Annotated in this window: 10 protein-coding genes and 1 pseudogene; 9 read left to right on the forward strand and 2 right to left on the reverse strand. The window is 62.4% G+C overall.

Features of this window, described 5'->3' with window-relative positions:
- Nucleotides 1–56: 56 nt before the first annotated feature.
- Nucleotides 57–1,961 carry a sigma-54-dependent Fis family transcriptional regulator gene (locus ACA041_RS20150; protein WP_497436452.1) on the reverse strand — a complete coding sequence of 635 codons (1,905 nt, stop codon included), beginning with the start codon at nt 1,959–1,961 and terminating at the stop codon, nt 57–59.
- Nucleotides 1,962–2,219: 258 nt separating this feature from the next.
- Here ACA041_RS20150 and ACA041_RS20155 point away from each other — a divergent pair, with 258 nt between their 5' ends.
- The 4 genes and pseudogenes from ACA041_RS20155 to ACA041_RS20170 form a co-directional block, all read left to right on the forward strand.
- The gene (locus ACA041_RS20155) at nt 2,220–3,152 is read left to right on the forward strand and encodes a transporter (RefSeq protein ID WP_497436454.1); all 933 of its coding nucleotides are present in this window, start codon (nt 2,220–2,222) and stop codon (nt 3,150–3,152) included.
- Nucleotides 3,153–3,206: 54 nt separating this feature from the next.
- The gene (locus tag ACA041_RS20160) at nt 3,207–5,303 is read left to right on the forward strand and encodes a PQQ-dependent dehydrogenase, methanol/ethanol family (protein WP_497436457.1); all 2,097 of its coding nucleotides are present in this window, start codon (nt 3,207–3,209) and stop codon (nt 5,301–5,303) included.
- An 83-nt stretch (nt 5,304–5,386) separates the two neighbouring features.
- Nucleotides 5,387–5,458, forward strand: coding sequence for a pyrroloquinoline quinone precursor peptide PqqA (gene pqqA, locus ACA041_RS20165; RefSeq protein WP_003243383.1), 72 nt, complete (start codon nt 5,387–5,389; stop codon nt 5,456–5,458).
- A 210-nt stretch (nt 5,459–5,668) separates the two neighbouring features.
- A pseudogene (locus ACA041_RS20170) lies at nt 5,669–5,878 on the forward strand (thiaminase II/PqqC family protein); the annotation flags it as partial.
- A gap of 15 nt (nt 5,879–5,893) precedes the next feature.
- On the opposite strand, the gene ACA041_RS20175 reads toward ACA041_RS20170, so the two are convergent.
- A complete protein-coding gene (locus ACA041_RS20175) occupies nt 5,894–6,844 on the reverse strand; it encodes a LysR family transcriptional regulator (protein ID WP_497442130.1) in 951 nt (316 codons plus the stop codon).
- Between the two features lie 401 nt (nt 6,845–7,245).
- On the opposite strand from ACA041_RS20175, the gene ACA041_RS20180 reads away from it, so the two are divergent.
- From ACA041_RS20180 to ACA041_RS20200, 5 genes are all read left to right on the forward strand, one after another.
- Nucleotides 7,246–7,575, forward strand: coding sequence for a DUF485 domain-containing protein (locus tag ACA041_RS20180; RefSeq protein WP_497436461.1), 330 nt, complete (start codon nt 7,246–7,248; stop codon nt 7,573–7,575).
- Entirely contained in the window at nt 7,572–9,203 is a 1,632-nt protein-coding gene (locus ACA041_RS20185) for a cation acetate symporter (protein ID WP_497436466.1), read from the forward strand. Before ACA041_RS20180 ends, ACA041_RS20185 begins: the two co-directional genes overlap by 4 nt.
- A gap of 181 nt (nt 9,204–9,384) precedes the next feature.
- Nucleotides 9,385–10,635: an OprD family porin gene (locus tag ACA041_RS20190; RefSeq protein ID WP_497436468.1), complete on the forward strand. Its 1,251-nt coding sequence runs from the start codon at nt 9,385–9,387 to the stop codon at nt 10,633–10,635.
- 351 nt (nt 10,636–10,986) lie between these two features.
- On the forward strand, nt 10,987–12,690 hold the full coding sequence (locus ACA041_RS20195; RefSeq protein WP_497436471.1) for an AMP-binding protein: 1,704 nt from the start codon (nt 10,987–10,989) through the stop codon (nt 12,688–12,690).
- 101 nt (nt 12,691–12,791) lie between these two features.
- Complete coding sequence (locus tag ACA041_RS20200) at nt 12,792–14,300, forward strand: CoA-acylating methylmalonate-semialdehyde dehydrogenase (RefSeq protein ID WP_497436474.1); 1,509 nt, start codon at nt 12,792–12,794, stop codon at nt 14,298–14,300.
- Nucleotides 14,301–14,359: the final 59 nt, after the last annotated feature.

The raw sequence follows: 14,359 nt of genomic DNA on the forward strand, positions 1-14,359 counted from the left end.
CGACCCGCGCGGCCTCTGCCTTTTTATCTTGGGTGATGCGTCATCGCCCTCCAGCATTAACCCTCCTTCATTCCCTTGAGCTTGCGATACAGGGTCGCTCGCCCGATCCCCAGGCTGCGAGCGGCAGCCGAAAGGTTGCCGCCGCTCGCTTCCACCGCCGCCCTGATCGCGCGCTGCTTCGAGGCCTGCAGGGTATCCCCCGCCTGCGACTTCGGCTGCGGCGTGCCTGCCGCTGACTCGACCGGCGTATCCCCATCCTCCAACACATCGTCCGGCAGGTGCTGCAGGCCGATTTCCTCTTCATTCTCGGCCAGGGCGGCGGCCAGGCGCAGAGTCTGGTAAAGCTGACGGACATTGCCCGGCCAGCGGTACGCCAACAGCGCCTGCAGCGCCAATTTGCTCAGCCTGGGCGATGGGTGCGCGGTGGCTTCGGCGCACAACAGGTGCTGGATCAGCGCGGCGAGGTCGTGGCGTTCGCGCAACGCTGGCAGGGTCACGCGCAGGCCGTTGATGCGGTAGTAGAGATCCTCGCGAAAACCATGGTTGGCGCTGAGCTGCTTGAGGTCGCGGTGGGTGGCGCAGATCAGCGCGCAGTCCACCTTGATCACCTGGCTGCTGCCAAGACGGGTCAGGCTACGCTCCTGCAGCACACGCAGCAGGCGACCCTGCAGCTCCAGGGGCATGTCGCCGATCTCGTCGAGGAACAGGGTGCCCTTGTGCGCCTGTTCGATCTTGCCGCTGGCGCCGCCCTTGCGGCTGCCGGTAAAGGCACCTTCGGCGTGACCGAACAATTCCGACTCGATCAGGCTGGCCGGGATGGACGAGCAGTTGATCGCAACGAAGGCTTCGCCGGCGCGACTGCTGCCTTCGTGCAACAGACGGGCGAAGACCTCCTTGCCCGTGCCGGTTTCACCGTTGATCAACACCGGGATGTCGCGGGCGAAGGCTTTGCGTGCGCGGGCCAGAGCGTCCTGCAGGGCCGGATCCTGCAGGCAGGGGCCGGATGGCGGCGGTGGCAGCGGCTCGGCGGTACTCGCAGGCAAGGGTAGCGGACGCTGCCCCCGCGCCGGTTTCTGGTCGGGGCCGAGGGTGATGCAAGCATACAGTTCGCCGCGGTGGTGACTGCGCAGGCGCAACGGCGCGCTGAGGTCGTGGCGGCAGTAACAGGTGGCATGGACGAAGGGCATGTCGAACAACTCGGCGAAGTCCAGTCCGGCCTGGATCTCGCCGAGTTTTAACAACTGACCGGCAATGCGATTTGCGTAGCGCAGTTTGCCGGCCGGGTCGAAGGCCAGCAGCCCTTCCAGTGGCGTGCCGAGGATGTCCAGGCGATGGTGCAGGTGCACCAGCAGCACGTCGCCGAGCTGGGCGAACATGCGGTTTTCGATGGCACGAGCGGCGAACACCAGGCAATCCAGAGTGTAGACCGAGGGCATGCCATGTTTGCTGCTGGCGTCCAGTACCCCGACTATGCCGCCGTCCAGGCCGAAGATCGGCGTGGCCAGACAGGAGAACTGGCGTGCCTCCTCCAGGTAATGCTCCTCACCGACAAAAAACACCGAGTCGCGCTCTGTCAGCACGCAACTCGGCGCGGTGGTGCCCACGTTTTCTTCGGAAATCTGCGCACCGACACGGAACACCTGATTCAACTCGCGGTTGTCTGAGCTGAGTCGGCCAAGGCTGCTGAGCACCACGCCTTCCAGATCGATGCAGGCCAGCACCCAGTCCTTCGGTGACAGGGCGGCGTGCAGCTGCTCCATTTCCGGGGTGGCGCAGGCAAGCAACAGGCGATTGCTTTCGGCGATCTGCGCGCCACTGGCGACCACCGGAGCGTCAAACAGCAAACTGTCGCGCTGGCACAGGCCGTAATTCTGCGAGCGCTGCCAGGATCTCTCGACCACTTGGGAATCGACGAAACGCTTGCGCGAAGGGGGTGTCGCGGGGCTGTTGAATTTGGGCATGGCATGCGTCTCGCGGCCGAATGTCTCGAAGTGGGCCAGCTCGACCCCAAGCCACTGTCTCAATTTGAGCCAGCGATACAGCGGGACAATTCCCGTGCTTGCTTCGACAACTCTTATTATCAGTCAAGCCATTGATTTTAAATCATTTGTTCAAAACAAGAAAAAGCTGGCACAAGCTCTGCTCAATGACTTCACGTTAGTCCGGATTAGCGTTCCGGCACTAAGTTGATCATAAACAAAAACAATAAAGGTAATGTCATGAAAATGAGCACGGAGCCGGCTCGTCGCAGCCCGGGCTGGCCGCCACACGAGCGCCGGCCAGTCAATCTGATGCACGCTTCGCTATTCGGCCTGCTGGCCGGTTTCTCTTGCAGCGCCACGGCCGTGGACGTCGATGCCGGCGATTACACCGCCTTGCCCGAAGGCACCAACCTGGGCCTGGTCTATTACCAGCATGCCGAGCGCAATGCCCTTTACGCCGACGGCCACAAGGTACCAATCAATGCCGGTCTGGATTCCGATATCGGTATCCTGCGCGGCGTGCACTTCACCAGGATCGGCGATTACATCGTCGACCCTCAGTTCCTTTTGCCGTTCGGCAACGTGCGAGCCAGGGATGATCTGCAAGACCTGGGCAACGACAGCGGCACTGGCGACCTGATCCTCGCCGCCACCGTCTGGCTGCTGAATGAACCGGATAAGCGCCGTTACTTCGGCATCACCCCGTTCCTCTACGTGCCCACCGGCAGCTACGACAAGGACCACGCGATCAACCTTGGCGAGAACCGCTGGAAGTTCGCCCTGCAAGCCGGCTACATAACCGGCCTGACCGAAAAGCTGACCCTCGATCTGGTCGGCGACGTGACCTTCTTCGGCGACAACGATGACTTCGGTAGCGCCAGCGTCACCCAGAAGCAGGACCCGCTCTATCAAGGCCAGGCTTTCCTGCGCTACAACTTCACCGAGCGTTTCGATGTGCGCGCTGGCATTTCGAAGCTCTGGGGCGGCGAAAGCAACATCAGTGACCTGGACATGGATGACAAGCCCGGCACCAGCAAATTCACGGTCGGCACGTCGTACTTCGTCACCCCTGGCACCCAGTTGATGGTCAATTACGGTCAAGACATCGCGGTGGACAACGGCTTCGAGGAGGACAGCCGCATCAACTTGCGCATCCTTCAGCTGTTCTAGCCACTGCCGCTCGCCAGGGTCTCATTCCAATTAAATAACAGGAGTCCTGCGTCTATGAACACGCAGTCTGCATCCCGAATTCTCGCTGGCCTGGCCTTCGCCTTGCTGGCGCCGCTGGCCGTCGCCACACAGGTCGACCAGGCCGCCATCATTGCCAGCAAGCAAGACGGTAGCCAATGGCTCAGCCATGGCCGCACCTATGACGAACAGCGCTTCAGCCCACTGGACCAGATCACCGCGAAGAACGCCGGCAAGCTGGGCCTGGCCTGGTCCCTCGACCTGGATAACCACCGCGGCCTGGAAGCCACGCCGCTATTCGCCGACGGCGTGCTCTATGCATCGCTGTCCTGGAGCCGCGCGATCGCGGTGGATGCGCGCACCGGCAAGACGCTCTGGACCTTCGATCCGCAGATCGCTCGCGACAAGGCCCGTGACGCATGCTGTGACGCGGTCAACCGCGGTGTCGCGCTGTGGAACGGCAAAGTCTTCATTGGCACCCTGGACGGCCGACTGATTGCCCTCGACGCAAAAACCGGCAAGCAGGTGTGGAGTCAGCAGACCACCGACAACAGCAAGCCCTACACCATCACCGGTGCGCCGCGTGTGGTGAAGGGCAAGGTCATCATCGGCAACGGCGGCGCCGAGTACGGCGTGCGTGGCTACTTCTCCGCCTACGATGCCGAGAGCGGCGAGATGGCCTGGCGTTTCTACACGGTGCCCGGCGACCCGAACAAGCCCTACGAACACCCAGAGCTGGCCGAAGCGGCCAAGACCTGGAAGGGTGACGAGTACTGGAAGCTCGGCGGCGGCGGCACGGTGTGGGACGGCATGGCCTATGACCCTGAACTGAACCTGCTGTACGTCGGCACCGGCAACGGTTCGCCGTGGAACCGCGAGCTGCGCAGCCCCGGTGGCGGCGGCAACCTTTACTTGTCCTCGATCCTCGCGCTCAACCCGGACAGCGGCCGGCTGGCCTGGCACTATCAGGTGACCCCGGGCGACTCCTGGGACTTCACCGCCACCCAGCAGATTACCCTGGCTACCCTGGAGATCGGCGGTAAGCCGCGCAAGGTGCTGATGCAAGCGCCGAAGAACGGCTTCTTCTATGTCATCGACCGCCAGACCGGCGAGCTGCTCTCTGCCGAAAAGTTCGGCAAGGTAACCTGGGCCGAGAAGATCGATCTGGCTACCGGCAAGCCGGTGGAGGCGCCCGGTGTGCGCTACGAGAAAGAGCCTATCGTCATGTGGCCGAGCCCCTTCGGCGCGCACGGCTGGCATTCGATGTCGTTCAACCCGCAAACCGGCCTGGTTTATATCCCCTATCAGGAGATTCCAGGGGTCTATCGCAACGAAGGCAAGGACTTCGTCACGCGCAAGGGCTTCAACACCGGCGCGGGCTTCTCCGACGCCACCGAGATTCCCCGCGAGGCCGTTTCCGGTGCCCTGCTGGCCTGGGACCCGGTCAAGCAGAAGGAAGCCTGGCGCGTGCCCTACGCTCACTACTGGAACGGCGGCACCCTGAGCACCGCCGGCAACCTGGTGTTCCAGGGCACGGCCGACGGCAACTTCATCGCTTACTCGGCAGACAAGGGCAAAAAGCTCTGGTCGTTCGGCGCACAGACCGGCATCGTCGCCGCCCCCATGACCTACAGCCTGGAGGGTGAGCAGTACATCGCCGTGATGGCCGGCTGGGGTGGTGTCGCCCCGCTGATCGGAGGCGATGCCGCCTTGGCGCCGGGGGCCGGTAACGTCAGTCGCCTGCTGGTGTTCAAACTCGACGGCAAGGCCTCTCTGCCGCCGCTACCAGAAAAAACAGTGGTGGCGGTAAACCGCACGCCAAAACCGGTCGACGCTCCCGCCGCGGATATTGCCGCAGGCCAACAGCTGTACGGCGCCTACTGCTCCGTCTGCCACGGTGTGGGCGCGCTCAGTGGTGGCTTGATCCCCGATCTGCGCAAGTCCGACGAATCCCGCCGCAACCTGTTCCAGCAGATCGTTCTGGACGGGATACTCCGGCCTCTGGGCATGCCCTCCTTCAAGGACAGCCTCGAGCCCGCCGATGTCGAGAAGATTAAGCACTACGTAATGAGCCAGGAGTACGCCGAATACCTCAAGGCCCAGCAACCGGTTGCGGCCAAGGCCACGCCATGATTACGCAGAGGTAGCGCAAAGGTGGCAAGGATGCCCAATCAGCTTTTGAATCCAACCACCCAGAAATAATGAGGAACTCGATTATGTGGACCAAACCTGCCTACACCGACCTGCGCATTGGCTTCGAAGTCACCATGTACTTCGCCAACCGCTAACCCTTTGGCGTGGTTAGCGTGGAGCGCACGGATGCCGAGCTGGATCGGCGCGATGTCGAGGTGGCGTATGACGGCATGAGTATTGTGTTGTAGGGCATCGAGACCGCTATGCGGTCTATCGCCAGCAGGCTGGCTCCCACAGGGGAATGCGATCAACTGTGGGAGCCAGCCTGCTGGCGATGAGGCCGGTCCAGACACCACAAAATCCACCAACGCCTGCTCGACCATGACGGCGCCCCCGGCGAAGACGGCGGCATTGAAGCCTGGCTGCGCCTGGGCCAGGCCGTCGGCCTCGACCCGGACCAATTGCGCTCCCAGGAACTGGTGCTGCCCGGCGTGCGTTTCGCCGTCGACGCCTACGTCAGCTTCGCCCGCCGGGCCAGTTGGCAGGAGGCTGCCAGCAGCTCGCTGACCGAACTACGGCTGATTGCAACCTCAGGGTGACGGCAGATAGGCCATCGCGCGGGACTCGCCCATCAACAGCGGATGATTGAGCTCCGCGCAGGCACGCAGGTAGTCGGCTACCAAGGTGATCCGCTTGAGCTTGCGCAGATCCTCGCTGTAGTACATCCAGAACTGTCGAGTGACCTCCACCTGATCCGGCAGGACTTCACACAGGCGCGGGTCGGGACCTGCGAGAAAGCAGGGAAGGATGGCCAGCGCGCGCCCTTCCAGCGCCGCATGATACTGGGAGACTACGCTGGTGCTGCGCAGGCGGCTTTGCGCGCCGGGCAGCAGGTCGTTCAGGTAGAGCAGCTTGAAACTGAAGGCCAGATCCTCGACATAGGTCACGAACGGGTGACTCGCCAAATCCTCGCTACTGGTGATCGGCGGATGATTGGCCAGGTACTCCGGTGTCGCATACAGGCGCAAGCGATAGTCGCACAGCCGCGAACACACGTATGGACCGCGCTCAGGCCGCTCCAGGGTGATGGCAATGTCCGCCTCGCGCCGTGACAGGTTGACGAAGTGCGGGACCGGCAAAATGTCCACTGAGATGTGCGGATAGTGAATGATGAAGTGACTCATCTGCGTGGTGATGAAGCAGGATCCGAAGGCTTCGGTACAGCCGATGCGCAGGTGCCCGGCCAGCCCCCCGGTGGTTCCGGAAACCTCCCCGCAAGCTGCCAGCAGCGTACTTTCCAGTGTTTCAGCATGACCGATCAGACGCTGCCCCTCGACCGTCATGACGAAACCCGAGGCTCGGGACTTCTCGAAAAGCAGCGCGCCAAGGCTTTGCTCAAGGGCGCGGATGCGCCGCGACACCGTGGTGTAGTCCACCCCCAAACGGCGTGCTGCGCCACTGGCGGTGCGAGCACGGGCGACCTCGAGGAAGAAACGCATATCGTCCCAATTCACGTGCGTTTGCGTTGTGCGTTTTTGCATATTCATCAGGCTTTTCCGCCGATTCTTATTGGAAATTAGCCAACATATACTCGCATTCAGCCTGGCTTGACCAGCATCGTTTCTCAACCGGAAAAGCCCCGATTTCAAACAGGGCCAACGGTATGAATGCAGGGTAAAAACACTGCTTTCAAGCCGAAAAAAAGGCATCTGCGCGGCAGCGCAATCACTGCCACATTCGCGCCCGCCGAGGGCTCATACGGCGGGTTCCCTTTCGGCGCCACACCTATGGCATTTCAACCTCCCCTCGCCTCCGGAAGATCGCCAGGGCAACAAAGACTCCAGCAGCATTCAGGTGATGGCCCGCTTCGGGACGTCGCCCGGGTACCCGTACGCCCCTCAAAAGGCCGGCAAACAACAACAACTAAAAGCGGAGCCTCACTATGACGACCGACCATCCGAACCACGCCCAGACCTGCGACCAGGTCAGGGCCAATCCCAAGTTCCAGCGCCTCACCCGCCAGCGCGCACTGCTGGCCTGGTCACTGAGCGGTGCGGTCCTGGCTGTCTACTACAGCTTCATCATGGTGGTGGCCTTTGCACCTGCCTGGCTGCACCTGCCACTGTACGACGGCAGTCACCTGAGTCTCGGCATGCCGATTGGCGTGGCAATTATCCTGCTGTCCTGGTTGCTCACCGCCTGGTACGTGCACACCGCCAACACCCGCTTCGACGTGCTCGGCGCGCAGATCCTCCAGGAGACCCGCGCATGAAACGCCTACCCGCCCTTCTCGCCCTATTCCCCCTGCTAGCCAACGCCGCCCCCATCACCGCAGAGAAACAACCGCTCAATGTGCATGCCATCGGCATGTTCTTCGTCTTCGTTCTTGCCACCCTGCTGATCACTTGGTGGGCGTCCCGTCGCACGCGCTCTGCCGCCGATTTCTACAGCGCCGGTGGCGGTATCACGGGTTTTCAGAATGGCCTGGCGATCGCCGGTGACTATATGTCGGCGGCCACTTTGCTGGGCCTCTCGAGCCTGGTGTTCACCAGGGGCTATGACGGCTTCATCTATATCATTGGCTTCTTCGTCGGCTGGCCCATCGTCACCTTTCTGATGGCCGAGCGCCTGCGCAACCTGGGCCGCTACACCTTCGCCGACATCGTCTCATTCCGCCTGGATCAGACTCGCGTGCGCAGCTTCGCCGCCCTCGGCTCGTTGACGGTGGTGTGCTGCTACCTCGTGGTGCAGATGGTCGGCGCCGGCCAGTTGATCAAGCTGCTGTTCGGCCTCGACTATCGCACGGCGGTGGTGGTGGTCGGCCTGCTGATGCTGGTCTACGTGATCTTCGGCGGCATGCTCGCCACCACCTGGGTGCAGATCACCAAGGCAGTCCTGCTGCTGGCTGGCGGCACGACCCTGATGCTGATGTCCCTGAGCCGCTTCGGCTTCAGCTTCGAGACGCTGGCTGCCCAAGCCGTGGCGGTGCACGCCAGCGGCGTGCAGATCATGGGCCCGGGCACGTTGCTGGCAGACCCGATCAACGCGGTGTCCCTGTCCCTCGGCCTCGTCTTTGGCATCGCCGGTTTGCCGCACATCCTGATGCGTTTCTTCACCGTGCCCAATGCCAAGGAAGCCCGTAAATCGGTGCTATTCGCCACAGTGTTCATCGGTTTCTTCTTCCTCGTGGTCTGCATCCTGGGCTACACCGCCATCGTCATCGTCGGCACAGATCCGCAGTACTACGTCGACGGTAAGCTCGGCGGCAACATGGTGGCCATGCACCTGGCTAAAGCGGTGGGCGGAAACCTTTTTCTCGGATTCCTCTCCGCCGTAGCCTTCGCCACCATCCTTGCAGTGGTGGCCGGCCTGGCCCTGGCCGGCGCCTCGGCCATCTCTCACGATCTTTATGCCTCGGTATTGAAGAAGGGCAAGGCCGACGAGAAGCAGGAAATGCGCGTGTCGCGCATCGCCACTGTCTGTCTGGGCATCGTCGCGATTTCTCTGGGCATTGTGTTCGAGGGCCAGAACATCGCCTTCCTGGTCGGCCTGACGTTCGGCATAGCCGCCTCTGCAAATTTCCCTGTGCTGATCATGGCCATGTACTGGGGTGGCCTGACCACCCGTGGCGCCCTCTACGGCGGCCTGACCGGCCTGGTCAGCGCCCTGGCGCTGGTCATCGGTTCGCCGTCGGTGTGGGTCGGAGTGTTGGGCCATGCCCAGGCGCTTTTCCCCTACGACCAGCCGGCGCTGTTCTCCATGCCTTTGGCCTTTCTGGTCATCGTGGTGGCGTCCAAACTGGACCGTAGCGAGCGCGCCGACCGCGAGCGCGCTGCCTATGCCGATCAGTTCGTCCGCGCACAGACCGGCCTGGGCGCTGCCATGGCCAGCAGTCACTAACGCTGCAGTTTTACGGGGTTTATGCCCCGAGCGCGATTCGCCCCTTAGCGTCGCGCTTTTTACTCCCGCCCTGCGCCGCCCCGCGCTGGGCACCTTCAACGAGCCTTCCCTCCACTGGCCCCGGCCAGTGCGGGATCGGCTTGCTCATAACAACACTGCTCATAAAAACAAGAGACAAGCAATGAAACCCACCCTGTTCACCCTGTTCCTGGCAGGCAGCAGCCTTGCCACCCAGGTCCATGCGGACTTCCTCGCAGACAGCAAGGCCAGCCTGGAACTGCGCAACTTTTACTTCAACCGAGATTATCGTCAGGACAACGCCCCCCAATCCAAACAGGAGGAATGGGCCCAGGGCTTCCTGCTGCGCTATGAATCGGGATTCACCCAAGGTTTGATCGGTGTCGGTTTCGATGCCATCGGACTGGTCGGCGTCAAGCTCGACTCCAGCCCTGATCGCGCAGGCTCCGGCCTGCTTAAACGCCATCGCGATACGAGCAAAGGTGCGCAGGACGAGTACGGCGAACTGGGCCTGACCGCCAAAGTGCGCGCCTCCAAAAGCACGCTGAAACTCGGCACCCTGCTGCCGAAACTGCCGACGATACTGGCCAACGATTCACGGCTGTTGCCACAAACGTTCAAGGGCGGCCAGTTGACGTCGCTGGAAATCGAAGGCTTGACCGTGGATGCCGGGCGTCTGACGCAGGTCAACCAGCGTGACTCCTCGGACTACGAGGACATGGGCATCACCCGCACCGGCGCCAAGGGCATCACCACACGTCATGCCGATAGCGACAGCTTCGATTTCGCCAGCCTGAACTACAAATGGACCGGCAACCTCGCCACCGGCTACAGCTACGGTCACCTCGACAACTTCTACAGCCAGCACCTGGTCAACCTGACCTACGTGCTGCCAGTCACAACCGGCCAGTCGTTGAAGACGGATCTGCGCTTCGCCCGTTCAACGGACGATGGCGGCAGCAATGTCGATAACAATGCCATCGGCGCCATGTTTACCTACAGCCTCGGCGGGCATGCGTTGGGCCTGGGTTATCAAGGCATGAGCGGCGACACCGGCTACGCCTACGTCAACGGCACCGACGCCTTCCTGGTGAACTTCGTGCAGATCGGCGACTTCGCCAGCAAGGACGAACAGTCCTGGCAGGCTCGCTACGACTACAACTTTGCGGCCATCGGCGTTCCGGGCCTGACCTTCATGACCCGCTACCTCACCGGCGACAATATCGATCTGGGCCGCAACCGCCCGGAAGGCAAGGAATGGGAACGTGATACCGACATTGGCTATGTCGTACAGAGCGGACCGCTGAAAAATGTCGGGGTGAAGTGGCGCAACGCGACGGTGCGCTCGACCCATTTCGGCAGTGATCTGGATGAAAACCGCCTGATCCTCAGCTATTCCTTGGCGCTCTGGTAAATCCCCCTCAGACGGGGGCCGCTCGCGTCGCCTGACGGTGCGAGCGGCCTTCCATCCAACGCGCCACAGCTATGATTTTTTTGCACAACGTACCGGTTTTTATGAGCATTTTTAATTGATTTTTGCATGCATATACTGGGCTCAAGCGCCTGGTCTTGAACCGGGCCAGACCCAACAAAAACAAACAAGGGCATACACCGTGAAGACATCCATGCTTGCCATCGTCTCCCCGCTTTCAGGTACCTGCACGCGTCCCGTACGCATTGCTGCCCGCAGCGAAGCCCCACTCGCCGCTTGACCATCCCGTACCCGCTACCGCGCCGATCGCCCTCGCGATCGATGGAGACTTCAATGAACAGCAACTGCCAACCCTTCCTTGCCGCTCGCGACTTCCTGCTGGCCCACCGTACCGACTACGCGACCGCCGTGCGTGACTTCCGCTGGCCGCAGCTGGACGAGTTCAACTGGGCACTGGACTACTTCGATCCGATGGCCGAAGGCAACCAGGCCAACGCCCTGTGGATTGTTGAAGAAGACGGCAGCGAACAGCGCTACAGCTTCCAGCAACTGGCCTCGCGCTCCAACCAGGTGGCCAACCACCTGCGAGCCCTTGGCGTACGCCGTGGCGAGCGCATCCTGCTGATGCTCGGTAACGACGTCGCCCTGTGGGAAACCATGCTCGCCGCCTTCAAGCTCGGCGCCGTGGTCATCCCCGCCACCGCCCTGCTGACCCCCGATGACCTGGGCGACCGTATCGAGCGCGGCCAGGTTCGTCACCTGGTGGTCGGTGCCGCCCATGTCGACAAGTTCGACGGCCTGGGTGAAGGCTGCAGCCGCATCTGCGTCGGCCCGGCGCCCGCCGGCTGGACACCGCACAGCGCCGCCAGCGAGTATTCCGAGCAGTTCGACATCGAGGGGCGCACCCTGGCCACCGATCCGATGCTTCTGTACTTCACCTCCGGTACGACCTCCAAACCGAAGATGGTGCTGCACAGCCACCAGAGCTACCCGGTCGGCCACTTGTCGACCATGTACTGGATCGGCCTGCAGCCGGGTGACCTGCACTTGAACATCTCGTCACCGGGTTGGGCCAAGCATGCCTGGAGCTGCCTCTTCGCACCGTGGAACGCCGGCGCCTGCATCTTCATCCACAACGTCGCGCGCTTCAGCGCCCCGGCCCTGCTCGGCGCCCTGGAGCGCTACGGCGTCACCAGCCTGTGCGCTCCGCCCACCGTGTGGCGCATGCTGATCCAGGAGGACTTGGCCAGTTACAAGGAGCGCCTGTGCCTTCGCGAACTGGTGGGTGCCGGTGAGCCGCTCAACCCGGAAATCATCGAGCAGATCCTGCATGCCTGGAACCTCCCGCTGCGCGACGGCTTCGGCCAGTCGGAAACCACCGCCCTGGTCGGCAACACGCCCGGCCAACTGCTCAAGCCCGGTTCCATGGGCCGTCCGCTGCCGGGTTATCGGGTGACGATGCTTGATCCCGACGGCGTACCCGGCGATGAGGGTGAAGTAGCCCTGCCGCTGGACGTGCGTCCACTGGGCCTGATGCTGTGCTATGAGGACAGTCCGGAAAAAACCGCCGAAGTAATGCGCGATGGATACTACCGCACCGGCGACACCGCGCAGATCGACACGGAGGGCTACATCACCTTTGTCGGCCGCGCCGACGACGTGTTCAAAGCTTCCGACTACCGCATCAGTCCCTTCGAGCTGGAAAGCGCGCTGATCGAGCACCCGGCGGTGATGGAAGTGGCCGTGGTCCCCAGCCCTGACCCGCTGCGCCTGGCCGTGCCCAAGGCGTTTCTGATCCTGGCCCATGACGAACCCGGGAGCGCCGAACTGGCCGGCAATATCCTCGCCTTCGCCCGCGAGCACCTGGCGCCTTACAAGCGGGTGCGACGCATCGAATTCGTCAGCGAACTGCCCAAGACCATCTCCGGAAAGATCCGCCGGGTGGAACTGCGACAGATGGAAGTGCAGCGCCGGCAGAGTGATGCACGCGGCTCGCAAGAGTACTTCGAAGAAGACTTCCCGCAGCTCAAGGGCTGAACCCGGGCCGGTACGCCGGCCTTCCTGAATTCAAATCCGACCGCTCGGCCACCCAGGCCGAGTGGCTTAACTCGACCCAAAGAAAGTAGGCAGAACTGAAAATGACCTCTTCCAGCATTCCAAGCGTCAAGCTCCTCATCAACGGCGAATTCGTCGAATCGCGCACCACCGAGTGGCGCGACGTGGTCAACCCGGCCACCCAGGAAGTCCTGGCTCGCGTGCCCTTCGCCACCGCCGAAGAAATGGACACCGCCGTGGCCAGCGCCAAGGAAGCCTTCAAGACCTGGCGCAAGACGCCGATTGGCGCCCGCTCCCGGATCTTCTTCAAATACCAACAACTGATCCGCGAGAACATCAAGGAACTGGCGGCCCTGCTCACCGCCGAACAGGGTAAAACCCTTCCCGATGCCGAAGGTGATGTGTTCCGCGGCTTGGAAGTGGTCGAGCACGCTACGTCCATCGGCAACCTGCAGATGGGCGAGTTGGCCAACAACGTCGCCAACGGCGTTGACACCTACACCCTGATGCAGCCGCTGGGCGTGTGCGCCGGCATCACCCCGTTCAACTTCCCGGCGATGATTCCGCTGTGGATGTTCCCGATGGCCATCGCCACCGGCAACACCTTCATTCTCAAGCCGTCCGAGCAAGACCCGCTGGTGACCATGCGCCTGGTGGAACTGGCTTTGGAGGCCGGTGTGCCCAAGGGGGTGCTCAACGTCATCCACGGCGGCGTCGATGCGGTGAACCTGATCTGTGACCACCCGGACATCAAGGCCGTGTCCTTTGTGGGTTCGACCAAGGTCGGTACCCATGTCTACAACCGCGCCACCCAGAACGGCAAACGCGCACAGTGCATGATGGGCGCGAAGAACCACGCCATCGTCCTGCCCGATGCCAACAAGCAGCAGACGTTGAACAACCTGCTGGGCGCCTCGTTCGGCGCAGCTGGTCAGCGCTGCATGGCCCTGCCGGTGGTGATCCTGGTGGGTGAAGCGCAGACCTGGCTGCCGGACCTGATCGAGCGGACCAAAACTCTCAAGATCAATGGCGGCACCGAACCTGGTACCGACATCGGCCCGGTGATCTCCTGCGCGGCCCTGGATCGCGTCAACAGCCTGATCGCCAGTGGCATCGAAGAAGGTGCCCGGCTTGAACTGGATGGACGCAACCCAAGCGTGCCTGGCTATCAAGACGGCAACTTCGTTGGCCCGACCATCTTCTCCAATGTCACTGCGCAAATGTCCGTGTACCGCGAGGAAATCTTCGGCCCGGTGCTGTGTGTCATGCATGCCGCGAGCCTGAGCGATGCGATCGAGATCATCAACGCCAACCCGAATGGCAACGGCACCGCCCTGTTCACCCGCTCCGGCGCGGCTGCCCGTCACTTCCAGGAAGAAATCGATGTCGGCCAGGTGGGCATCAACGTGCCAATCCCGGTACCGGTGCCGCTGTTCTCCTTCTCCGGTTCGCGCGCCTCCAAGCTCGGCGACCTGGGTCCTTACGGCAAGCAAGTGGTGACCTTCTACACCCAGACCAAGACGGTCACCCAGCGCTGGTTCGACGAGGATGACACCGGTGGTTCGGTGAACACCACCATCACCCTGAAATGATCTCGGCCGGCCGGCGCCCAGCGTCGGCCGATCACGACCGAACGGGCAATACAAGACAT

It is taken from the genome of Pseudomonas sp. LBUM1676, from assembly GCF_059695605.1.

Bases quoted from the DNA above. Each gene is read 5' to 3' on its own strand.
- ACA041_RS20155 (WP_497436454.1), top strand. From the start codon at position 2,220: ATGAAAATGAGCACGGAGCCGGCTCGTCGCAGCCCGGGCTGGCCGCCA.
- ACA041_RS20195 (WP_497436471.1), top strand. From the start codon at position 10,987: ATGAACAGCAACTGCCAACCCTTCCTTGCCGCTCGCGACTTCCTGCTG.
- ACA041_RS20185 (WP_497436466.1), top strand. From the start codon at position 7,572: ATGAAACGCCTACCCGCCCTTCTCGCCCTATTCCCCCTGCTAGCCAAC.
- ACA041_RS20200 (WP_497436474.1), top strand. From the start codon at position 12,792: ATGACCTCTTCCAGCATTCCAAGCGTCAAGCTCCTCATCAACGGCGAA.
- ACA041_RS20160 (WP_497436457.1), top strand. From the start codon at position 3,207: ATGAACACGCAGTCTGCATCCCGAATTCTCGCTGGCCTGGCCTTCGCC.
- ACA041_RS20190 (WP_497436468.1), top strand. From the start codon at position 9,385: ATGAAACCCACCCTGTTCACCCTGTTCCTGGCAGGCAGCAGCCTTGCC.
- ACA041_RS20175 (WP_497442130.1), bottom strand. From the start codon at position 6,844: ATGCAAAAACGCACAACGCAAACGCACGTGAATTGGGACGATATGCGT.
- ACA041_RS20150 (WP_497436452.1), bottom strand. From the start codon at position 1,961: ATGCCCAAATTCAACAGCCCCGCGACACCCCCTTCGCGCAAGCGTTTC.
- ACA041_RS20180 (WP_497436461.1), top strand. From the start codon at position 7,246: ATGACGACCGACCATCCGAACCACGCCCAGACCTGCGACCAGGTCAGG.